This is a genomic window from Methanoculleus nereidis (assembly GCF_032944295.1).
Classification (GTDB): Archaea; Halobacteriota; Methanomicrobia; order Methanomicrobiales; family Methanoculleaceae; genus Methanoculleus; species Methanoculleus nereidis.
On the sequence record NZ_JABFFQ010000001.1, the window covers coordinates 126,068 to 147,162 of the forward strand.

28 protein-coding genes are annotated in these 21,095 nt (G+C 62.8%); 15 read left to right on the plus strand and 13 right to left on the minus strand.

Features of this window, described 5'->3' with window-relative positions:
- The first annotated feature begins 70 nt into the window (after window positions 1-70).
- Both HL657_RS00665 and hisG read left to right on the plus strand, forming a co-directional pair.
- On the plus strand, window positions 71-1,333 hold the full coding sequence (locus HL657_RS00665) for a DUF1015 domain-containing protein (protein WP_317294935.1): 1,263 nt from the start codon (window positions 71-73) through the stop codon (window positions 1,331-1,333).
- A gap of 48 nt (window positions 1,334-1,381) precedes the next feature.
- Complete coding sequence (gene hisG, locus HL657_RS00670; RefSeq protein WP_317294936.1) at window positions 1,382-2,254, plus strand: ATP phosphoribosyltransferase; 873 nt, start codon at window positions 1,382-1,384, stop codon at window positions 2,252-2,254.
- A 9-nt stretch (window positions 2,255-2,263) separates the two neighbouring features.
- On the opposite strand, the gene HL657_RS00675 is transcribed toward hisG, so the two are convergent.
- A complete protein-coding gene (locus HL657_RS00675; RefSeq protein WP_317294937.1) occupies window positions 2,264-2,905 on the minus strand; it encodes an FmdE family protein in 642 nt (213 codons plus the stop codon).
- A 248-nt stretch (window positions 2,906-3,153) separates the two neighbouring features.
- On the opposite strand from HL657_RS00675, the gene HL657_RS00680 reads away from it, so the two are divergent.
- From HL657_RS00680 to HL657_RS00705, 6 genes are read left to right on the plus strand one after another with little or no spacing between them, the layout of a single operon-like run.
- The gene (locus HL657_RS00680) at window positions 3,154-3,717 is read left to right on the plus strand and encodes a hypothetical protein (protein ID WP_317294938.1); all 564 of its coding nucleotides are present in this window, start codon (window positions 3,154-3,156) and stop codon (window positions 3,715-3,717) included.
- A 23-nt stretch (window positions 3,718-3,740) separates the two neighbouring features.
- A complete protein-coding gene (locus HL657_RS00685) occupies window positions 3,741-4,769 on the plus strand; it encodes a hypothetical protein (protein WP_317294939.1) in 1,029 nt (342 codons plus the stop codon).
- Window positions 4,763-5,269 (plus strand): DUF7288 family protein, encoded by a 507-nt coding sequence (locus HL657_RS00690; protein ID WP_317294940.1) that lies wholly within the window; start codon window positions 4,763-4,765, stop codon window positions 5,267-5,269. Before HL657_RS00685 ends, HL657_RS00690 begins: the two co-directional genes overlap by 7 nt.
- On the plus strand, window positions 5,266-5,640 hold the full coding sequence (locus HL657_RS00695; protein ID WP_317294941.1) for a hypothetical protein: 375 nt from the start codon (window positions 5,266-5,268) through the stop codon (window positions 5,638-5,640). The genes HL657_RS00690 and HL657_RS00695 overlap by 4 nt, the downstream gene beginning before the upstream one ends.
- Window positions 5,621-6,067 carry a hypothetical protein gene (locus HL657_RS00700; protein WP_317294942.1) on the plus strand — a complete coding sequence of 149 codons (447 nt, stop codon included), beginning with the start codon at window positions 5,621-5,623 and terminating at the stop codon, window positions 6,065-6,067. Before HL657_RS00695 ends, HL657_RS00700 begins: the two co-directional genes overlap by 20 nt.
- A gap of 17 nt (window positions 6,068-6,084) precedes the next feature.
- Complete coding sequence (locus HL657_RS00705; protein WP_317295602.1) at window positions 6,085-6,846, plus strand: DUF7289 family protein; 762 nt, start codon at window positions 6,085-6,087, stop codon at window positions 6,844-6,846.
- 75 nt (window positions 6,847-6,921) lie between these two features.
- On the opposite strand, the gene eif1A is transcribed toward HL657_RS00705, so the two are convergent.
- Window positions 6,922-7,248, minus strand: coding sequence for a translation initiation factor eIF-1A (eif1A, locus tag HL657_RS00710; RefSeq protein ID WP_317295603.1), 327 nt, complete (start codon window positions 7,246-7,248; stop codon window positions 6,922-6,924).
- A gap of 229 nt (window positions 7,249-7,477) precedes the next feature.
- On the opposite strand from eif1A, the gene HL657_RS00715 reads away from it, so the two are divergent.
- A complete protein-coding gene (locus HL657_RS00715; RefSeq protein ID WP_317294943.1) occupies window positions 7,478-8,143 on the plus strand; it encodes a hypothetical protein in 666 nt (221 codons plus the stop codon).
- 58 nt (window positions 8,144-8,201) lie between these two features.
- On the plus strand, window positions 8,202-9,125 hold the full coding sequence (locus tag HL657_RS00720; protein ID WP_317294944.1) for a metallophosphoesterase: 924 nt from the start codon (window positions 8,202-8,204) through the stop codon (window positions 9,123-9,125).
- A 7-nt stretch (window positions 9,126-9,132) separates the two neighbouring features.
- On the opposite strand, the gene HL657_RS00725 is transcribed toward HL657_RS00720, so the two are convergent.
- A complete protein-coding gene (locus tag HL657_RS00725; RefSeq protein WP_317294945.1) occupies window positions 9,133-9,963 on the minus strand; it encodes a restriction endonuclease in 831 nt (276 codons plus the stop codon).
- Window positions 9,964-10,102: 139 nt separating this feature from the next.
- On the opposite strand from HL657_RS00725, the gene HL657_RS00730 reads away from it, so the two are divergent.
- A complete protein-coding gene (locus HL657_RS00730; RefSeq protein ID WP_317294946.1) occupies window positions 10,103-11,047 on the plus strand; it encodes a ketopantoate reductase family protein in 945 nt (314 codons plus the stop codon).
- 6 nt (window positions 11,048-11,053) lie between these two features.
- On the opposite strand, the gene HL657_RS00735 is transcribed toward HL657_RS00730, so the two are convergent.
- Window positions 11,054-11,233, minus strand: a complete 180-nt coding sequence (locus tag HL657_RS00735) for a hypothetical protein (protein ID WP_317294947.1) — start codon at window positions 11,231-11,233, stop codon at window positions 11,054-11,056.
- Window positions 11,234-11,321: 88 nt separating this feature from the next.
- Between HL657_RS00735 and HL657_RS00740 the strand changes: the two genes are divergently transcribed.
- A complete protein-coding gene (locus HL657_RS00740) occupies window positions 11,322-11,807 on the plus strand; it encodes a flavodoxin family protein (RefSeq protein ID WP_317294948.1) in 486 nt (161 codons plus the stop codon).
- A 3-nt stretch (window positions 11,808-11,810) separates the two neighbouring features.
- Here the strand turns inward: HL657_RS00740 and HL657_RS00745 are convergent, their stop codons facing one another.
- From HL657_RS00745 to HL657_RS00755, 3 genes are all read right to left on the minus strand, one after another.
- Window positions 11,811-12,086, minus strand: a complete 276-nt coding sequence (locus HL657_RS00745) for a pro-sigmaK processing inhibitor BofA family protein (RefSeq protein ID WP_317294949.1) — start codon at window positions 12,084-12,086, stop codon at window positions 11,811-11,813.
- Window positions 12,087-12,142: 56 nt separating this feature from the next.
- Window positions 12,143-12,697, minus strand: coding sequence for a transglutaminase-like domain-containing protein (locus HL657_RS00750; RefSeq protein WP_317294950.1), 555 nt, complete (start codon window positions 12,695-12,697; stop codon window positions 12,143-12,145).
- A 194-nt stretch (window positions 12,698-12,891) separates the two neighbouring features.
- Window positions 12,892-14,130, minus strand: a complete 1,239-nt coding sequence (locus tag HL657_RS00755) for a BaiN/RdsA family NAD(P)/FAD-dependent oxidoreductase (protein ID WP_317294951.1) — start codon at window positions 14,128-14,130, stop codon at window positions 12,892-12,894.
- 103 nt (window positions 14,131-14,233) lie between these two features.
- Here HL657_RS00755 and HL657_RS00760 point away from each other — a divergent pair, with 103 nt between their 5' ends.
- Together HL657_RS00760 and HL657_RS00765 are read left to right on the plus strand one after the other, a co-directional pair.
- On the plus strand, window positions 14,234-15,307 hold the full coding sequence (locus HL657_RS00760; protein WP_317294952.1) for a DUF2341 domain-containing protein: 1,074 nt from the start codon (window positions 14,234-14,236) through the stop codon (window positions 15,305-15,307).
- Window positions 15,308-15,358: 51 nt separating this feature from the next.
- Window positions 15,359-15,844, plus strand: coding sequence for an LEA type 2 family protein (locus tag HL657_RS00765; protein WP_317294953.1), 486 nt, complete (start codon window positions 15,359-15,361; stop codon window positions 15,842-15,844).
- Here the strand turns inward: HL657_RS00765 and HL657_RS00770 are convergent.
- From HL657_RS00770 to HL657_RS00785, 4 genes are all read right to left on the minus strand, one after another.
- On the minus strand, window positions 15,814-16,737 hold the full coding sequence (locus HL657_RS00770) for a prenyltransferase (protein WP_317294954.1): 924 nt from the start codon (window positions 16,735-16,737) through the stop codon (window positions 15,814-15,816). The genes HL657_RS00765 and HL657_RS00770 overlap by 31 nt on opposite strands.
- A gap of 56 nt (window positions 16,738-16,793) precedes the next feature.
- Window positions 16,794-17,441 (minus strand): hypothetical protein, encoded by a 648-nt coding sequence (locus HL657_RS00775; RefSeq protein ID WP_317294955.1) that lies wholly within the window; start codon window positions 17,439-17,441, stop codon window positions 16,794-16,796.
- 69 nt (window positions 17,442-17,510) lie between these two features.
- Window positions 17,511-17,789 (minus strand): DUF1294 domain-containing protein, encoded by a 279-nt coding sequence (locus HL657_RS00780; protein WP_317294956.1) that lies wholly within the window; start codon window positions 17,787-17,789, stop codon window positions 17,511-17,513.
- Window positions 17,790-17,905: 116 nt separating this feature from the next.
- Window positions 17,906-18,085 (minus strand): rubredoxin, encoded by a 180-nt coding sequence (locus HL657_RS00785; protein ID WP_317294957.1) that lies wholly within the window; start codon window positions 18,083-18,085, stop codon window positions 17,906-17,908.
- Window positions 18,086-18,162: 77 nt separating this feature from the next.
- Here HL657_RS00785 and HL657_RS00790 point away from each other — a divergent pair, with 77 nt between their 5' ends.
- Window positions 18,163-19,068, plus strand: coding sequence for a UbiA family prenyltransferase (locus HL657_RS00790; RefSeq protein ID WP_317294958.1), 906 nt, complete (start codon window positions 18,163-18,165; stop codon window positions 19,066-19,068).
- An 82-nt stretch (window positions 19,069-19,150) separates the two neighbouring features.
- Here the strand turns inward: HL657_RS00790 and HL657_RS00795 are convergent, their stop codons facing one another.
- Window positions 19,151-19,468 carry a cupredoxin domain-containing protein gene (locus HL657_RS00795; RefSeq protein ID WP_317294959.1) on the minus strand — a complete coding sequence of 106 codons (318 nt, stop codon included), beginning with the start codon at window positions 19,466-19,468 and terminating at the stop codon, window positions 19,151-19,153.
- Window positions 19,469-19,582: 114 nt separating this feature from the next.
- Window positions 19,583-21,076 carry a PQQ-dependent sugar dehydrogenase gene (locus HL657_RS00800; protein ID WP_317294960.1) on the minus strand — a complete coding sequence of 498 codons (1,494 nt, stop codon included), beginning with the start codon at window positions 21,074-21,076 and terminating at the stop codon, window positions 19,583-19,585.
- Window positions 21,077-21,095 lie beyond the last annotated feature (19 nt).

The following is a 21,095-nucleotide window of genomic DNA, read 5'->3' on the forward strand; positions in this document are numbered from 1 at the left end:
CCTCATGGAGTGCCTTACCTAATATAGTGTCAGGAGACAAAATAGTAGGCACATACGAGTGGCGGTAATTATGGTTCAGATCTATCGTTTTGCGGCAGTCCGTCCGGGGCGGCGGTACTCCGAAAAAATTCCCTCCGTGCCCTACGATGTGGTGACGGCGGAAGAGGCCCGGGAGTGCATCGAGAAGAACACCATGAGTTTCCTGCGGGTCAGCAGGCCGGATGCCGAACTCCCCGACGTCCCCCCGAACGACGACCGGGTCTACCAGCGGTCGCGGGAGGTCTTCGACGGGATGCTCGCAGACGGCCTGATGGAGCGTGACCCCGAGCCCGGGATGTACGTCTACCGGGCGGTCCAGGACGGTGAGGAGTTCATCGGGCTGGTCTGCTGCGTGGGGACAGAAGACTACGAGGATCGGACGATCCGGCGGCACGAACTCACCCGTTACGACAAGGAGGAAGACCGGACCCGGCACATCGACGTCGTCGGCGCGAACACCGGGCTTGTCTTCCTGCTCTACCGCGACCCGGGCGAGATCTTCTCCCACATCCGCTCCCTCATCGACGGCGTGCAGCCCGACGGGAGCACCACGACCGCCCAGGGAGTGCTCCACCAGGTCTACCGGGTCGCCGACGAGGCCACCCTCGCCCGCCTCGAGGGGCTTTTTGCGGCGGTGCCGGAGACCTACATCGCGGACGGACACCACCGAGCCAAATCGGCGGTGAACGTGGCGGAGCGGCGGCGCAGCGAGGGCAGGTTCACCGAAGAGGCCGGGAAGTTCATGACGGTCCTCTTCGCCCACGACCGCGTCCGCATCCACGGTTACAGCAGGCTTGTCACCGACCTCGGCGACTACACCCTCCCGCGGCTCATCGATGCGCTCTTAACGGCGGGCTGGACCGTCCGCCCCTACGGGAAGGTCGACGCTGCCGGTTACCAGATCCAGCCGCTCGCGGCCCGGGATGCGCCGGTGCACGTCATGCACTTCTACCTGGAAGGAACCTGGTACGAGGTCTCCCGGCCGGTCGCGGACCCCGACGACCTGATCGGGTCGCTCGACGTCTCGGTTCTCCAGAAAGACGTCCTCGAAGGGATGTTCGGGATCTCCGACCCCCGGGGCGATCCCCGGCTCCATTACATGGGCGGGGCACAACCCCTCAGCGGGCTCGAGCAGCTCGTGGACGCCGGCAAATACGCCCTCGCGGTAGCGATGCAGCCGGTGAGTGTCGAGACAGTGCTCGCAATCGCCAATATGGACGGGGTCATGCCCCCAAAGTCCACCTGGTTCGAGCCGAAACTCCTCTCGGGGCTCGTCGTCCACACGATCGACTGAAAAATCCATAGCATCACCTTTAACTCTTTTTCTGCCCGATCACCTCTTATGATCACGATTGCTCTCCCCAAGGGAAGCCTTGAGGCGCAGACGCTCCAGCTCTTCAAGGAGGCGGACCTCGAGGTCAGGCGGACCGACCGCGATTACAACCCCCGGATCAATGATCCCCGGATCGGGAAGGTGAAGATCCTCCGGCCGCAGGAGATCCCGCTCTACGTTCAGATGGGCTACTTTGATCTCGGGATATCGGGGCTCGACTGGGTGCAGGAGAGCGGCGCCGACGTTGTGGAGGTTGCAAACCTCTCATACAGCAAGACCGGCGACGGTAACGTGAAGATCGTGGTTGCTGTCCACCACGACGAGCCGATCGAGAATGCCGTTGCCATCCGTCCGGGCAGCCGGGTGACAACCGAATATCCCCGGATCACGGAGCGGTTCTTTGCGGACCTCGGGATCCCGGTCAGGCTCTTCCCTTCCTACGGAGCCTCGGAGGCGAAGGTTCCCGACCTCATGGATGTCGTCGTCGACCTCACCGAGACCGGGAGCACACTCAAGAAGAACGGGTTAAAGATCGTCGGGCAGATCATGGAGTCGCACACGGCGCTCCTTGCAAACCACGAATCTCTCCAGGACCCGGAGAAGCGCCGGGAGATCGATGAGATCACGACTCTTCTCCTCGGGGTGATCGAGGCCCGCCACCAGGTGCTCCTGACAATGAACGTGCCCTCGACCGCGCTCGACCGCGTCATCGAGGTCCTCCCCGCGATGAAGAAGCCCACCGTCAGCAGGCTGCACGGCATCGATTACTTCAGCATCCAGACAGTGGTCCAGAAAGGGCTCGTCAACGCCCTTATTCCACCGCTCAAGGCCGCGGGTGCCGAAGACATCCTCGAGATACCGATAACGAAAATCGTGCGGTGAGAGGGGCCCTCACCAGCGCCGGGAGTATTCCCCCGAGCAGGCATAGCAGAGGAACTTCCCGTCCTCGACCCTGACCCGGGACTCGGCGGTCATCTCACCGCATTTTGCGCACGGCACCGACGAAAAGATCCGTGCCCGCTCCGGGATCTCGACCTCGACATCCTGGATCGTGAAGAGGACTTCTGCAGGCGCCTCCAGGATAGCGTCGACGACCCGGTGGACCCGCTCGTGGAACTCAGCCTGCTCCTCTTCGGTTGCCACCCGCCGCATCACCCGTGCCCGGAGCGGCGCAAGGTCGGGGTCAAGCGAGTTGACATCGAACGACGGGTTTGCCGCCACACGGACCGCGGCCCCGGTCCGGCGGTTGATGAACGTGAACGCATGCTTGCCGTAGTCCTTGAAGAAGAGGTTCCCTTTTCCAGCAGTACAGCCCGTCAGAACCTGAATGGCGTCGACACCGCAGGCGTCGGTCTCGGTGATCGTGACAAGTTCCTCGTCCTCTGAGCGGCCGGAACAAAGCCTTGAAAGGGCGATCTCTGCGGCCCGGTAGCCCGTCGCGAGGCCGGGACAGATGTGGCCGTGGAAGACGGCCGCTTCGGCGAACCGCTCATGTGCTTCTTTGGATCTCCCGGAGGGTGTGGTGCTACACATATGTTTACCTTGCGTGAGATATTGTTACGAACTGGCGGATATATGTTACGATGACGGGCCGGGACCTGCGGCCCTGATCCCGGAGCATATAAGGGCCGGCCAGCTTCGGCGGGCGAGCCGGCACGCCGCAAGAAATATTTTTGCCGCATGTAATTGGCACGTTTCCATTATCCTCTTGTAACGGCAGATCTTTGAAGATGCAGGAGAGATGGTTATTTATATGGCTTCGTGTATAATGACTGCTTTACATGAGAGTTCCCGGGGGCGTCCTGGCCCTGTTTGCCGCAATCTGTATTATCTGCACGACGTGTGGGTGTCTCGGTGCGTCCTCGCATCCGTCGGGCGGTGGCATCACCCCCGTCGACCTGCCGGAGTCGCCGGAGGCCTGCACCCTCGCCGGAGCTCTCGCGGAACTGGACCTGCTTGGGGCCGAAGGCGGCCTGAACGTCACCGGCACATCGGTGCACCAGGTGCTCGGGACCGGTGTGAGCCTCGACGGCCGGGCTACCTCCTGGGCCCTCGGTCTTGAGGACGGCGATGAGGTACGATGGCTCACGTTCGGTACTCTGGGCTGGAAAGAGATCACGCTTCGCGCTCCGCTGTCGACGGAGGAGGTGAATATCACCGGCGTCCTCTCCCCGGAGGAACTCCTTCGCGACCAGGAGGGGGTGCTCCGGCCGGTGATGACGAGCCTCAATGCGGATACGGTTGACATCTCGCTCGCCGAAGGGGTCTATACCGTCACCGTCCGTTCGGATGCCGGAATGGAGACCTTCGTGTTCCGGGCGGATACCGGGGAGGTGATTGTATAAGGCAGGCTACCGACGACGCGGCGATGTCGCTTGACTTCCTCGCGGGGTTCACGATCTTCATGCTCGCCCTGATCATGGTGGTGAGCATGGTGCCGGGGCTCCTTGCGGGCCTCGAGAGCAGCGGCATCGACTATGACGCGGTCGCCTATCGAACGGGGGTGATCCTGGTGGAGGATCCCGGCTGGCCGGTCTACCCCCCCTGGGAGATGAACGATCTGGCTCACAAGGGCGAGATCGAGCGCATAGGGCTTGCGGTCTCGAAGGAGACCCCGAATATCCTCCTCTCGACGAAGGTTAAGAAGTTCTTTGAGGAGGGGTTCTTCGACCAGAGTGACTACCGTAATAAAGCAATCTTCGGCGACATTCCCTATTCTTACAACTTCTCGCTCAATATTTCGCACCCGGATGCGAGTTACGAGCTCAAGCAGACCGGTAACCCCCTCCCTCCCGGCTACGGCTACATCCGCCGGGTGGTGAAGATCAAAGAGCCGGCGGTGGCGGTGATTGGTTCTGACAGCAGGTACAATGATACCACACTCAACTCTTCAATCCTCCGGACGTTCACCGTCCAGCTCAACTTCAATGAACTGCTGGACCCGGAGCGAGGTCCGGCCTACCGGATCGACCCGAGAACTGAGCCGGTGAACGTGACGATCACGGATTTTGGCGCGTATCTTCCCGCGAATGACGAAGCAACGCTCCAGAGCGTGACATTCTGGAAGATGGATCCGACGAGACCGATACCGCAGTTTACCCGCATCCCGTTCTCATATGATACAGAGGACTCAGATCTCTACATCCTCCTCCTTGACGAGGAATCCTGCAACCTCAAACCGGAGAAAGAGGTCGCCAATACCATCTCGCTGGTGCTGAAACCAGCGGCCACCTCGCTCTTCACCCTGGACCAGAACAGCATCCTGGATATCCGGTTTGTCTTCGATGACAGCCCTGATCCTCAGCGGACCACGCTAAACGGCACCTACCTGTACGACTACGATAACGTCCCCCTCTCTCCTCTGAAGCCCGGTGTCCTGGAGGTGGCGATATGGTGAACGATTCGGGGCAACTCTACACGATGGAGGGGGTCGCGGCCGGGGTCATCATGCTGCTCACCGCGTACATCGTCATCAGCACGACGAGCATCTACACCCCGGGGGATACCCACATCCCGGATATGCAACTCGAGCAGCTCGGGAGCGACGTGCTCGCGATGATGGATACGCCCAACTCGAAAGAGGATGGTGAGAGTGAACTGGAGTGGTTTATCGCCAACAACAAGTCCGATGACTTCGGGACCACATTCCTCAACTACTGCAATATGATGGCGGACGATACCGATGACCTGCATATGAGTGCAAGCGTCACCTATCGCAATGGGGACAGCGTTGGGGAATACCAATTTGTTGGACACGAGGAGTCATGGACGGGGAGAGAATCCGCCGTTCGAGTGACCAGGTGGGTGCAATTAGAGGGGAATCCTTCCGGAGTATCGGTTATGGGTACCTCACGCTCCCGGGCCGTCCTCGTGGAGGTGTTGTTATGGCGTGCATGAATGAAGATGGGCAATGGATCGTGCTGATGGGCCTTCTGACCGCCCTGGGGCTGTTCTTCCTCGCGCTGATCATCAACCAGTCGGCGCTCGTCGGGCAGACGACCGCGGAGGGGGTGCTCGAGTTCCCGAAAAACGATATTAGGGACCTGCGATCGGCGATATTCGACCATTATGACAGGTGCGGGAACCTCGACGTTCTGACGCGTAACCAGAACGCGGAAGATATCGTCAGAATATCACTCGAGCGAAAGAACGCCGTGGTGCATTTCGGGAACGATACGCCACAGGACGTCTCCGGGCGCGACCTGCACCCGGTGACCATCCACTACAACAACGGGGTGACGGAGTACGATGAGATCGTGTATTACTGAACCGGTGGACGAGGAGGGCGTCACGAGGCTCATGGAGTACGTCATCATCAGCGGCGTGCTGCTCGTGCTGATGATCGTCATGATGTTCACCGTTAACGCCGTCTTCATGGAGGGGCCGGCGGACAAACTCCGCTATCATGCCTTCGTGGACATCGGGAACGGGGTGAGCACCCGGATTGTGGACCTCTACGTGATCGCCCCCGGCAACGGGACAATAGAGACGAAATTCGATATCCCCGACGATGTAGCCGGGAAGGGCTACTTTGTCGACGTGGGGATGACGGGAGCGAGCCAGGCGATCCTGGTGCAGGGCGGCAGCATCCAGAGCCGGATCGCCATTGCCGGTATCGGGGCGACGAAGGGTGTTTCCGGCAACACCACCGGCGCGGGATGGAACATTATCCAGTATGATTCAAAAGGGTTTTAGGAGAGAGAACCGTGAAGATGAATGAACGGGCGGTCTCCGAGGCGATCGGGTTCATCCTGATCCTCGGGATCGTCATCAGCGGCATCGGCCTGGTTACGCTCTACGGCTATCCGGTGCTCCTGAAGGAGCAGAGCAACACCGACGTGAAGAACATGGAGCGGGCGATGATCGTCATCCAGAATGACATGAAGAGCCTCTGCTTCAAGAACGTGCCCTACAAGGAGACGTCGCTCCAGGTGAGCGGGGGGACGCTCGAGGTGGTCAACTCCACCAGCTACGGGAGTTCGATCAACATCTCAAACAGCACCGATTTCTGGGACTACTCACTTGGCGCCCTGATCTACCGCTCCGACCGGGGCAACGAGGTGATCTCCCTTGAGAACGGCGCGGTGATGACACGCCAGGAAGGGTCAGCGGGTTCGGCGATGCTTGCCGAGCCGCGGTGGTTCTACGACGACTCCACGGGTACGTTCGTCGTCTACATCATGAACATCACCACCGAGACGCTGATGGCGAAGTCCGGTATGACGACGGTGAGGATGAGCCTGGAGAATGCGACCACGCATCCGCCGTTGCTAAACCCAACCGCGATAACAGTGAAGTACGAAACCGATCCGTCGGGTGACTACTACTCGACGGCGTGGGAGAACTACCTGACCGGCAGCTCGCTCGGGATGGATAAAACCGCAATCCCCAACGAATACAAGTGGAAGATCACCGACAACCCCGTCAATAAACTTGTCATAAAAGAGTACGAGATCAAGATTCACGATATCTAACTTTTTTGAACACGGCAACTCAATTCTGCTGCCTTTGCCCGTGCAGGGCAGGAAGGTGTGGTATAAAGGGGGATATCAGAGATACCGGTTCTTCCGGAGCCACTCCACCTGGGGTCTCGTGTAGCGGTAGACGATATCGCACTTCTCATCCTGGAAACTCCAGGGGACAACGACCAGAACGTCTCCTTCCCGAATCCAGACCTTCTTCTTGATCTTACCCTTGATCCGCCCGGTTCGCGTCACCCCGTCGAAGCAGCGGATCTTGATATGATTTGCGCCCAGCATCAGTTCGGCGCTTGCGAACATCTCCCGGTTCTTCTTGTTCGGCAGGCGCACGCGGATAATCTCCTCTCCCGCTTCTCCTTCTTTGGACGCGGGTTTGCGCTTCGCAGGATCTGTCAGTTCATCAACCCCATGCTCCAGAGTATTTGGTCTTTTGTGTGTCCAATTTATACAACTGCTAGCTTATCAAATATTCTCCCGGAGGCTTGATGGCGACCGCTACAGGCGGCGGCCCGGTCCCGGTGAATTGTGACGCCGCCCGGATGATGCTCCTGATGATCACCCGACCTACCGGAGACCGGCACCGGGATGATTATGTATGTTGCCGGGACAATCTACCCAGCGTACCATGACATGCCCGGGCCCGTCCCGCGGGATCTACGTCGCCTACTTCATCCAGGGGCTCATCCTCCTCGCCGCAGCCTTCAGCCTCACGGCAGGCGAGTACTTCCTCGCCCTCTCGGCGGGTGTCGCCTTCCTCCTGACGATGACGCCGTCTCTCATGACGCGGAACCTGCGCTTCTGCCTGCCCTGGGGGGTCAACCTCCTCGTCACCATCTCGTTGTACCTCCACCTCATGGGCCACGTCGGGGAATACTACATCCTCTTCGCACCTTACTACGACAAGCTGACCCACCTCATCTCCTCGAGCACCGTCGCGGTCATCGCCTTCTTCCTCGCAGTCCTCGCCGAGCACCAGGGGGAGATCCGGCTGACGAGGGGAGCGATCGTCGTATTCATCCTGCTCTCTACGCTCGCGGCAGGGGCGGTATGGGAGATTTACGAATTTGTGGTCGACCAGATCTTCGATCTGGGCCTCCAGCACGGGAACGCCGACACCATGATAGACCTCATCGTGGACCTCATCGGGGCGGCCATCGTCGCTGCCTTCGCCGCCATCGCCCTCGCGAGGGCAGATAGACATCGATTTGTCCGGTTCTTTGCTGACCCGTCCTCCGGCACGGAGCCGGCCGATGTTGTTGCCGATCCGGTTGATCTGGCCCGCAGCCGCTAACTCACCTCGAACCGATCCAGCGGATCGTATTTATATTTTGAAGATTGAATAAAATGCAGTGATCCTGAAGACCCCAAGTACGTGGCATATGGCGTTATTCATGCTTATCATGCTCCCTACCATGACTGGCTACATGGCCTGGGAAGCGCGGGCGGTCGAGGTGACCGTTCTCTCGATCGACGGGGCACCCGAAGGCATCATCTATATCACCGACCCCCATGTCAGGGCATCCAACATCGACCACGTCCAGGAGGTGATTCGCGAGGTCAACCGCCTGAACCCCTCGCTCGTCCTGATCGGCGGCGACTTCGTCACGGGCAAGGAAGAGGACTTCGCCTCTCAGGAGGTATGGAGCTCGCTCAACGCACCAGCCTACGCCGTGCTCGGGAACCATGACTACCGGGTGGGGATCGACGGCCCGACGGGCATCGAGAGGACGCTTGCCACCTCGACGTCGACCGTGGTCGCCGCCGGCGCCTACGACACCTCCGCCTTAAACGACGGTTCCGCCGACACTGCGTTCGCCGACGATCTCACCGCAGCGCTGGAGGAGAATGGGGTACACGTCCTCAGAAACGAATTCGTCCGCATCCCCATCGGGGATGAAGAGATTGTCATCGTCGGGATCGACGACGGGTGGGCAGGGATGGCGAATCCGCCTGAGGTTCCAGCAACGGACGCATTCACCGTCTACCTCATCCACGAACCCTCGTGCCGGGCAGACTGGGACGCCGATCTCATCCTCGCCGGCCATACCCACGGCGGCCAGTTCCTCTTCCCGGTCGTCAAACAGTTAAACGACTTCGGCGTTATCGAGCTTGCAGGCATGTTCGACTCGGACGGGAGGACACCAACCTACATATCTCGCGGGGTCTGCAGCGCGAGTTTCGCAGGAGTAGATCTCCGGTTCAACTGCCGGCCCGAAATTGTCCTGATTAACCCAACCGAAGAACAGCTCCAGACTATCGGTGGGTCTGCCTGAAGAGCACTCACGGTTCCAGGATAGCACGCGCCCGGTCGGCGATCAGCAGCACCTCCTTAAGGGGGATACCCGCGTCGTGGGCGATGGCCGCAGCGTCGCCGTAGGCGACCTGTTTTGCCGTGACGACCCCGGCGGCGGCCAGCCGGGCTGAGACCGACCGGCCCACCCCGGTAACGATCGTGATCGGGTAAGACTGCGTCTTCTCGATCATCGCCCGGAGGTTCTGCTCCTCCGGGTAGTCCCACCCGATATGCCCGATCCCCCGGCAGGTCGCGTAGCGCTTCGCGTGCTCCGAGAGTTTGGTGTTGCAGACGATCAGGGCGCTGTCGATCGAGACGGTGCAGCGCCCGGACCGGAACCCCTCCTGAAGGTCCTCGACGATCGCCCGTGCGATCCGGCCTTCGTCGAGGCCGGTCACCCGGTGGTGGCTCGCGTGGTGCTTCACCTCCACGAAGATGGTGGTGCCGTCCTTCTGCGCGATGGCGTCCACCTCGTGCTCCCCACACAGTCCGGCGAGGACGCACCCGGTCTCCACCCGGTAGCCGTGCTCCCGGAGGAGGATCCGCACGAACTCCTCGAAGTCCGGTTTCGAGCGCAGAAGGCCGAGCGCTCTACGGAGGTTGGTCCGGTGCGCGGCGGCGGGGCGGACGGTCCGGGCACGGGTGCGGATCATCCGGAGGACCGTTTTGGTCTTCACCCCGTCCGGCACCGACTCCTCGATCTCGTGGGCGATCCGCTCTGCATCCTCCGCGCCGACGCCCATGTTCCGGAGCGTCCGCTGCACCTTCCCGGGGTCGAACGGCTGCCGTCTGCCGTCGACCTTCGTGACATGCTTCATCAGGTACGGTAGCTCGGCACCCGGGACGAAAAGCATTCGCCATCCGATTTCCTGGGGGACCCCGGAACCGCGGCCTGCAGCGTACACCGCGATACCGCACCGTTATCACCTTCCGGATCCAACAGCAACTACGGGAAAAATGGAGTCATTAAAACGCCCGGTCATCCTGATCCTCGGCGCAGGGGCGGTCGGCCTCTCGCTCGCCGGAAAGCTGGAGAGCGTCGCGACGGTCTACGCCGCCTGCCGCCCGGTGCATGCCGGCGCGATCCGGGAGCGGGGGGTCGTGATGGACGGGGTCTGGGGGAACGGCACTGTCGAGGGCATCGGCTGCGTCGCAGGATCGGAGGAGGCCCCACCCGCGGTCGACTTCTTCATCATCACTGCGAAAGGCACCGATACCCGGGCAATCTGCGAGGAGTACGCCGCGCTGATCCGGGGCCGGCCGGTGGCAAGCCTCCAGAACGGCATCGGGAACGAGGAGGTCATCGCCCGCTACACCGGGACTGTCATCGGCGGGACCGTGACGACGAACTTCTCAGTCCTCGGGCCCGGGCACGTCCGGGTCTTAAGCGAGAGCGCCCCGATGCGGCTCGGGATCTGGTCAGGGGGTGGTGGAGACGCCCTCAATCGCCTGATCGGTATCATCCAGTCCGCGGGCATCCCGGTCGAGGCCAACAACGATATCCGCTCAGAAAAGTGGGGGAAGGCGCTCCTCAACATCGCCGTGAACCCGATCTGCGCCCTCCTCCGCTCGCCGGTCAGGGTCGCCGCCGACGCCGGGATCCGGGAGACCGTCGCCGGCCTTATCCGCGAGACCTTCGCCGTCGCCGGCGCCGAAGGGATACGGCTCCCCTGGGCAACCGCCGACGACTACCTCGACTACCTCTTCTCGGTGCAGGTGCCCGACTTCGCCGAAGTCTACCCTTCCATGTACTACGACCTCCGGCAGGGCCGCCGGACGGAGATCGATCTTCTCAACGGGTATATCGCGTGCCTCGGGGAGCGCCACGGCATTGAGACGCCGCACAACCGGTGCATCGCCGGCCTCGTCCGCTACGCGGAGGCGCACCCGGAGACCCGGTGAGGAGTTCTACTCCCCGCCCATCTTCTCCGCAAGCCGCCGGGCCGCCTCTTTTGCGTTCGACTCGGTCCTCCAGAGCCCGGTCTTTCCGACGGGGTTCCCCTCCCGGTCGTAGAGCTGTACGTAGTAGCCGCCGTCCTGGCGGGCGAACCGGACCTCGCCGACGATGCCGGGGCCGTACTCCTGCATGTCCTGAGGTTTTGGGCGCGAAGGATATGATGGTTCCTGCGGTCTCTATATGGGAGGAGGGTAGTACCACCCATCCGGTGTGATGGTGATGATCCTTATCGCGTACTACTCCTGGCAGGGGCATACGGAGAAGGTGGCGACGGCGCTCGCAGAGAAGGTTGGCGGGAGGCTTGCAGTGATCGAGCCGGTCTCGGAGGTGGGGATGCTCAGGAAGGCCATGATGGCGAGGTTCGGGATGCGGGCGCCAATTCGCCCGATGCAGACGGATCTCTCCGACGTCGACTTCCTGGTCGTCGCAACCCCGGTCTGGGCACGGAAGGTCCCACCCTACGTGAACGAATACCTCGCCGGGGTCACGAACGCCGCGGGAAAACCCTTCTCGGTGCTCGTGGAAATGGGCGGTTCCGGGGGGGAAAACGCCGTCGCTATCGTGAAAAAGGGCCTCGAAGAAAGAAGGATGCGGTTCATCTCGTCGGCTGTGACACTGGAGCGTGAGGTCGATGCCGGGCGGTTCGGTCCGGTGGTCGATGAGCTTGCCCGGACGATCGTGGAGGCTGCTGCTCCGGCCGTGTAGTTCTCAGAGCGTCAGTGGTATCCCGAGGAGGTGGAGCACCACTGTGATGAGGACACCGAAGACCCCACCGATCGCGCAGATCAGGACAGTGATGATGTTGATCGGGATATCGGGCCGGCCGAACAGGCTCATCAGGTTGAGGAGGTTGATGAGCCAGAGCAGGATCACGCCCACGACGGCGTTGATGATGAGGCCGGTCACGCTTTTCACGACCTTGTAGAGGACGAATGCGATGATGACTACCAGGATCAGAGCAAGGAGTCCCGTGAGTAAGCTCATACCGCTCGTTTGACGCGGCTGGTATTGAACATTCCTACGCGGGGTCCGGGCGCCGTTCAGAGATAGCCGAGTGTCTCAAAGAGAGGCTGGAAACAGACGCCGTTTCCGGTCTTGATGCACCGGATCCCGGGATTCTCTTCGTAAGCGCCCATTGTCCTGCCGTCGCCGAGTTCAACCCAGTCGTGGACGGCGATGCCCTTCCCGAAGATCTCCACGTGGAGGGCATTGGTCCGGAACGTCTGCGCATCCCAGACCATGATGCCGTGGACCGGCCGGGCGGGGATCCCGTTCCGGCGAAGCACTTCCGTCCTGAGGAGCGCGAGATCGGTGCAGTCGCCCACTCCACCGGCAAGGGTCGCGTCGAGGCCAACCGGGAAGAGGCGAGGGGAGCCATCGACGCAGGCAAACGTTGTCCGGTCCACCTGGTCGATGAGTGCGTCGGGGGAAGACTCCGGGACCGGGGGTGATGCGGAAAGGAGGGCTATCTCGTCTACCGTGGCTGCACGGGGGGCACTGATCCCGGGATCGGCCCCTGCGTCGTCGTAGATCAGATACCCCTGGGGGATGAGGGCAGAGAAGAGAAGAATCGCGTTAATAATGCTCCAAACCACGTTATTGTCTCATTATATTTTAATGATGGCGTTAGTATATTAGATCTTCTATTTTGATGGCACTCACGAACATCGCTGATATAAGATTTTTCGGGGGGATGTCAGGGAAAATCACCCGGGAGCGCACCAGGGTGGAGATATCCGGTAATCGAGAAGAGGGGACGGTGCAAAAAAGGCTCCCGGGGCCGGCAGGGTCACCGGGGCGCGTGAAGGCCGGCGATTTGCCGGGCGGCGAGGGCTGCGGTGGAGAATGCAGCCTGAAGGTTGTAGCCCCCGGTATCGCCGTCGATATCGAGCACCTCGCCGATGCAATAGAGGCCTTTGGCGGTCTTTGACGCCATCGTCTTTTTGTTGATCCCTTCGAGGGCAACACCGCCCCGGGTTACCATCGCTTCGTTGAACCCGCCGAGTCGAGAAACCCGGAACGGGAACTCCGCGATGGATGCGGCGAGCGCTGTCCGAGATTTCTTCGGGAGGCGGGCGCAGGTTTCATTCGGCGGGACCCCGGAAAGGTCGAGCAGCCGCCGGACGAACCGTTCCGGGAGGTTGAGGCTGCAGAGGGCGGTCTTCACCTGCCGGGCCCCAACCGCCGCGATCACCTCGGCGACCTGCATGCGCACCGCTTCCATCGTCACATCCGGGAGGAACGTGATCCGGAGCACGTCACCCGGGCGGATGGACCGGGAGGCGTCGAGGATGCCCGGGCCCGAGAGCCCGGTGTGCGTCAGCAACAGATCGCCGGCGTGCCTGCCGACCCGCTTCCCGTCCCGGTAGACGGTGACGGCGAGGTTCTGAAAGGAGATCCCGGCAAGGTCGGGGAACGGGTAGTCCTCGACGTAGACCGGAGTGAGCGCCGGGGCAACCTCCGTCGTCGGCTGGCCGAGGGCCCGGGCGAAGGCGTAGCCGTCACCGGTCGAGCCGGTGGCGGGGTAGGAGGCTCCCCCGGTGGCGAGGACGAGGGCCGCGGCCCGGACGGCGCCCATCTTCGTCGTGACCAGGAACCCGTCACCATCGCGCTCGACGGCCAGGACAGGGTCGCTAGACCGGATCTCCACCCCGCGGGTGGCGCACTCCGCGAGGAGGACGGCGAGGACGTCGGCGGACTTCCGGGTCTCCGGAAAGACCTTCCCTCCGGGCTCGGCCTTCATGGCGAGTCCCCGCCCGGTAAAGAAGGATACGAGGTCCCGGTTCGTGAAGTTCATGAGCGCGGGCCGGAGAAAAGCCCCGTGGTCCCCGTAGTGCGAGAGAAAATCGGCGATCTCTCCATCGTGAGTGATGTTGCACTGCCCGGACCCGGCGATGAGGAGTTTTCGCCCCGGCGCGGGTTTCTTCTCGAAGATGATGACGTTCCGTCCAGCACCTGCCGTTTGCAGGGCACAGAAGAGTCCGGCGGGGCCTCCCCCGATGATCGCGATTGTGATGGCGTCGGTCACTGCATTAACCGGTATAGTGTGATCACCCGGGGAGCATCAGCGTTGGGGTGCGGCGGGCCGCTACATGGATATAGGGGCAGGTTCCCACGGGGGCAGGATTACCATGGATGTCATCCGGATCGTTTTTGCTGGAGGGATCGTCGCACTGCTCCTCGCCGCCGGTACCGGGGGGGTTGCAGAGATCCCGCACGCCGCCATCCTCGTTACGGATACGCCCGCGGACGTGACCCCGCGGTATTGGTCGGCCGGCTCCGGCGATACCGCCGCGGAGGCCGGGGTGTTCGCTCACCGCCAGGCGGTATCGGTCGACAACCCTTCCGGGATAGACGGCCTTGCGGTCCCTTTCAACGCCACCCATCTCCCGGGGATGCGGCCGGACTTCGCCGACATCCGCTTTATGAACGCGAACGGGACCCCCATCCCCTACTGGATCGAGAACGCAAGCGCCGGCTCCCATGCCCGCGTCTGGCTTGCCCTCCCGGCGAACGCGACGGCGATCACCATGCTCTACGGCAACCCGGAGGCCCGGGACGCCGGTGACCCCGACGCCGTCTTCCTCTTCTTTGAGGATTATGAGAGAGGCGACCTCTCGCGGTGGTCGTTCTCCGGTTCGAATGCCGGGATTGAGTCCGATGTCGTCCGTGACGGCGCATACGCCGGGGATATCAACGTCTCCGAGCCGGATCTGCGGCACCTCGCCAATAACCGGATCTGCCTTGCAAACATCTCGGCAGGCCCGATGATCATCGAAGGCGACTTCCAGGTCAGTGAGTTTGGGCGGTGGTGCGGTTCGGGCTACATCCAGGCCTGGAACGGGACCGACCACCTGTATGCCCTCCACCTCCGGAACGGTTCCGTGCAGTACTACGACGGTGCCCACCACAACTTCTCCGCCAACGCCCGGGCGGAGACCGATACCTGGTACCGCATCAGGGTCGTCCTCGACACGCCGAACAGCACAGGACATGCATGGATGGACGGCGAATATCTCGGGCAGACAACCCTGCGGTTCGCCGACGGTACGCCTGTCCCGCGCGATGTGGTCTTTGACGATTTCGCGCTGATCGGGTCTTCTGCGTGGTACTCCGGCGATGCACACCACTTCTATGCTGACAATGTCGTCGTCAGGGACTACGTCCCCGTCGAGCCGGTACTTTCCTACCAGGACGGCGGGTAGGAGGAGGGGACCTGCGGCAGACCTATATCCCGGCAGGTATACCGGGCCTGCATGGGGCGCCCCGCCGTCACCCTCCTTATTGCCGTCCTGCTCTTCAGTGCCGGCTGTGCGGTTCCCGCGCTCCAGGAGCCGACCATCACCCTCGCCGGGGTCACGGTCGAGAACGTTACCCGGGAAAGCATCGATCTCTCGCTTCGGCTGGTCGTCGATAACCCCAACCCCGTCGGCGCCACCCTGGCCCGGGTCTCGTTCGATGCCTACTTCCTCGATGGCGGGCAATGGGTCTTCCTCGCGCACGGCGAACAGGGCGGGATTGCAATCCGGCCAGAGGATGAGACCACCGTCACCATTCCGGTGACGGTCGACAACCTGCGGCTCGTGCAGGCGTTCCTCCGCGCTCTTCGGGACGGAGCGATCACGCTCCGGGTGAGCGGCACCGGAATCGTCGATTACGGTATTGCAACCTTCGAGATCCCCTTCGAACGGACGCTTGAGGTGCGGCCCGGTCAGGCCGTAACGGCCGCGACGGCGAAGTAAAGGACGACGAGCGTCTGGAAGGCGAAGTAACCCATGATGTTGGCGGTGGCGTACGGGAGGGTGGACGCCCGTTCGGGGGAACGGTGCTTAAAACCCCGGAGAGCGAACCCAAGCGGGATGAGGGATATGAGCGCCACCGGCCAGAAATTCACGGGGGCGAAGAAGCCGGTGAGGGCGAAGAGGAGGAGCGACGCGGCCGCAAGGGTCGCCGCGAGGCCGATGAGCCAGAAGCCGAAGATGCGTCCTTTCCGGACGATGAGCGTCCGCTTCCCCCCGGCGATGTCGCCTTCCATATCCGGGGTCTCGACGCTCATGATGAAGACAAGCCCGTAAAGGCAGAGCGGGATAGCGAAGGCAAAGAAGGCGGCATCGAGCGTTCCTGCCGCGACAAAGTAGCCAGCGCCCGGCATCAGGAGACCGAAGGTGATCATGTTCGTGACCTCGCCGAGGTTATGGTAGGCGAAGGCGAGCGGGGGCGCCGTGTAGAACCAGCCCAGCAGGTTGCCGGCAATGCCGAAAACGAGGAAGACGACCGGGTAGTTGTAGACGGTCACGAAGAGATACCCGATAAGGACCGAGATCGCCATCAGGGCGACGGCCGCCCAAAATGCGGTGGGTTTCAGGCCCGGGTTGGCGGCGAGGACGCCGCTCCCTCCGGATATCGGCGTCGTCTCGACGAACCGGTCGGCGTCGGCATCGAAGTAATCGTTGCTGTAGTTGACGGAGAGGTGCGCCGCCGCCATGGCCGCGTAGCCGATGAGGAACTGTGCCGGGGTGAACCGTGCCCCGAGGAGGAACGCGAGGAGTGCCCCGGCGGTGAACGGGAGAAAGCCCGAGAGGAGGAAGTGGAACCGGCCGAGCCGGATGAACTCGCGGAGGGCACGGGTGTCCATGGAAGAGTCTCCCGCCGCGGGATAGGGGAAGCGAGTATATAGCCTTTTTCCGACCCCTATCCCGTCCGGCCGTACGTGAGGAGCGGCACCACGGCACGCAACGCATCGACGCCCCCCTCGACGTAGATGAGGCCGAGAACCGCCCGGGCAAGGGTTTCCTTCTCCTGCTCGTCCGGAGAACGGCGGAACCCGGAACCGATCCGGCTCTCGTGAAGACCCCACCGGTCGCAGAGAGCGGCAAAGCCCGCCGCACCAACGCCTTCGCCGGGGAGGACCTTCAGCCGGAGGGTGACGTCGCCGATGAGCGCAAGGGCGTGGGAGTCGTCGGCGAACCTCCCGAGCAGCGCGAGGTCGTTTGCACGGATCGGGAGGGCTTCTTCCGGAAACCCGGCGAGTATGTCCAGAAAGAGGCGTTTTGTAGAGGGGACTGTCAAGATTCGGGCGAGCCCATCCGGGCTCCGGAAGATATGCCCGGCCTCCTGCTCGATGCGGGGGAGGGTCCGCCGCGCCACCAGGGCAACCTGCTCCGCCAGATGACCGGTCGCCCTGCACCACCCCCGTATCCGCCGGAGCCTCCGCGATCGCCGGGCCGATCGCCGGTGAGCGGGGAGGAACTCCAGGCGGTACTCCTGCATGAGCCCTTCCTGCAGCGCCGCGAGGGTCTCCCCAAGCGGGCGGGAGAGCGGGCCGTACTCGTACGCCATACGATAGGGTAGGACAATGGATTGATTATAACTTTGTCCTCATGTAAACCCTCATCTATTGATGAGGGGTCACACAAAGCCAGTGACGAACGCGGCGGCAAGCACGAGGTGCAGGCAGAGAAAGAGAGGGACGAGCTTGAACGCTGTCTTCTGGGTCTTGTGCCGGAAGGCACGCATCGCGGCAAACGCCCCGAACGGCCCGAAGAGAGCGATAACGAGGAGCGTCTTCTCCGGCGTTCTCCGTGCATTCTTCTTTGCGAACGTTTTGTCGCGGTAATAGGCGATGAACGAGACGGCGTTCACCAGAGCATAAATTGCCAGAGCAGCGCCTGGCAGTAAGGTATCCATCGTTGAGAACTCCTGCTGCTTGCCCCGATTCCCGGGGCTATAGCAGGGTACTCTACGCTCTCGGCCTTTTTATGCGGTTCTTTCCGGTTGCGCTTCTGCCCCGGATCCGGGACGGTTCAGAGCCCGAGTCGCGCGAGAGGGGAGGCAAACGGAGCAAACCTGCTCTTCTCCGCGAGGCAGACCGGGCAGCGCCAGTCCCCGGGAAGGTCTTCAAACGCGGTTCCCGGCGGAGCGTCCACGTCGCCGGTCTTTTCGTCGTAGATATGCCCGCATATCGAGCAACGATAGGTCGTCATGGTCGTGAGATGAACCGGCTGCAGGCTTAACCCTGTCGCCGGGCCTGCAACGTTTTTTGAACCAGGGCATAGAACTCATGACATACATCATGAGAAAGACCCTCGCGGCGCTCGCAGACCTGACCCGCGCCCACTTCTTCTTCGTCTGGCCCCTGCTCTTCTGCTCGGGACTGGCGCTCGCGTTTGAGAACTACGGCGGGTTCTCGTGGGAACTCGTCGGCCGGGCAGCGCTGATCGGCCTCCTGGGGTTTGAAGCCGGGTTCGTCCTGAACGATTACGTCGACTGGGAGTACGACAGGAGGGACGTCAACGGCTCGCTCACCCGCTACTGGCGACCGTTCGGCGAACGGCCGATACCGGCGGGAAAACTCTCCCCCCGGGCGGCCAACGCCCTCTTCCTCGCCCTCGCCGGCCTCGCGGCCGCGCTCGCCGCAACCCTTCCTTCGCCGCACAACCTCTACGTCCTCGGGATCATGGGCTACTCGTACCTGGCCGAGTACTTCTACCAGACAAAGAAGCGGAACCAGGCCGTTCCCGTCGCCCAGATGGTCGGGCGGACGGACTTCGCCCTCTTCCCCGTCGCCGGCTACCTGGTGTACGGGAACCCGGACGTGACCGCTCTCCTCTTCTTCCTCTTCTTCTACCCCTGGACGCTCGCGCACCTCGGGGCAAACGATATCGCCGATATCGTGAACGACCGCGCCCGGGGCATGGCGACGGTCCCGGTCCTCTACGGCATGAAGGGTGCGGCCGTCTGGGTCTTCGGCTTCTCGGCCGTCCACGCGGGTATGGCGCTCGTCTTCGGCCTCACCCTCGGGCCGGTAACCATCGCCGGGTTCGGTGCGGGGCTCGTCCTCCTCGGTGCCGCGAACTACCTCATCCTCCAGGGGAAGAGCGCGGACGCGGCGATGCGGGCGCTCCCGCTCATGCACGGATCGCTGCTCGTCTATGCCGCGGCGATCATCGCGGGTACGGTTCTTTAGATCCCCTTTCGCATCCACGACGCCGAAGAGAACCCCGCGTTCTGCGGCGGCGGTCCGGGGGCTGGCCCGGCCGCTCCCTTCCCTACTCCACGACGAAGTCGCCGTTCATCGAGGGGTGGACGTCGCATCGGAAGAAGCGGGTCCCGGGGGTTTCGGGTGCCGTGAAGGTATAGGTCACCTGGCCCGGGCCGGTGACGATCTCGCCGACGAAGATCGCCGTGGCCGCCGAGGAGTCGGTGTAGACCGCGACGTTGTGCGGGACCCCGTCGTCCCGGTTGTCGAAGTTCACCGTCACTTCCGCACCCGCCGGGACCGTTATCATCTCCGTGCTGAAGGCGAAGTTCTCGGCCGCGATCGCGACCGTCACCCTCTCCGCGGCGCGGGCCACCTCCGGGGTCACGCCCGCACCCCCGTAACGGGCACCATGATTACGGTTATTCGTGCCATGAACCCCACCGGGTAGCCCGGAGGCATAAAGGTTGCCCCGGCCGGTACCGGGGGGTACAAGGCCACTCTACGTCCGCAGCGGCGCGGTGGCGTTCGCCGGGACGATCTTCCAGACCCTGCCGGTCGCGGTGGACGGATCCGGTCCGGCGACACCGGTCATGAGCGCGTAGAGCTCCGAATCTTCATCTTCGCCGAACCCGAGGAGGAAGGCATCCATGCTTTCCGCGGGTGTCACGTTGAGCCTCTGCACCCGCCACATCGCGATGTCTTCGGGCGTGAGGTTCTCCGCGGAGCCGGGGAACGCCGATGCATTCCACCCCGGCGGGGGCGTCGCGGCGACGAAGTTGCCGTTCCAGTAGCCGAAGACGTAGTGTCCCGCAAGGTCCGGGATCGCCATGCCGTTGTAAACCCGGCCGCCAATGATGACCGGGCCCAGGTCACGGCCGCCCTCGACGATGGGACCTATCAGGGACTTCCCGGGGCGGCCGACGGCCTCGCAGGTCCCGGGGGGTGTGCGGAAATTCAGGAGGTCGAAGCAGTGGGTTCCCTCCCTGAGGCGCCAACCGTAGTTGCCGCCGCCTGTGACGAGCGAGACCTCTTCAAAGAGATCCTGCCCGGCATCAGCAACATAAAGGTTGCCTTCAGCGTCGAACGAGATGAATGCCGGGTTCCGGAAGCCGTAGGCGTAGATCTCGGGCGGGGTGCTTTCGTTCGCGAGGAACGGGTTATCCGCCGGGACGCCGTAGAGGGATCCCGCCCCTGTCGCCCAGGTGGCGTTCTCCGGTGGCTCCGGGACACTCCCGGCAGAGATATCGTCCACGTCGATCCGGAGCACGCTACCGTAGATGTTTGTGAGATCCTGGGCGTTCCCGGTCTCCGGGGTGTGGCCGGTCCCGCTGTCGCCCGCCCCTCCCCCGTCGCCGAGCGGCACGTAGAGGTAGCCGTCACGGGGGCCGAACGCTATGCTTCCGCCGTTATGGGTGGACTGCGGTTTGTCGATCTCCAGGAGGACCCGTTCGGAGGCCATATCCGCCTGGTCCGGGTCCGCAGGGTCGACCCGGAACTCGGACAGGCGGTTCGTGCAGTCCCAACCCTCGGGCCCCTCCTGCCTCAAGGGGGCGCTATAGAACGCAAAGACCCGCCCGTTCTCCCGGAAGGCGGGGTGGAAGGCTATCGAGAGGAGCCCGCGCTCATCGAACGACGGGTTGAGGGTGACCATGCGATCCCGGACGTCCAGGAACGGCTCCTCAAGGAGGGTGCCGTTCCTGTCGATGATCGAGACCGTCCCGACCTGGTCGACGACAAAGAGCCTGCCCGTGCCGTCGCCGGCGTCCGTGAGCATCAGCGGTGCGACGAAACCTTCGGCCACGGGCTCGAGGCTCACGTTGAGCGTCTCGTTCTCCCCGGCAAGCGGGGTGGTCGAGGTGCCGTTCCGGTACTCCGCCGCGTACGCCGACCCGGTGTTGGTCAGGTTCCCGGTGTCCGGCAACTCCTGCGCCCCGGCAAAGCCCGCCAGGACGAAGATAAGGACGGATGCCATGACTGCGGCTGCTCGCATCATGAGCCACACCCCGTGAGCG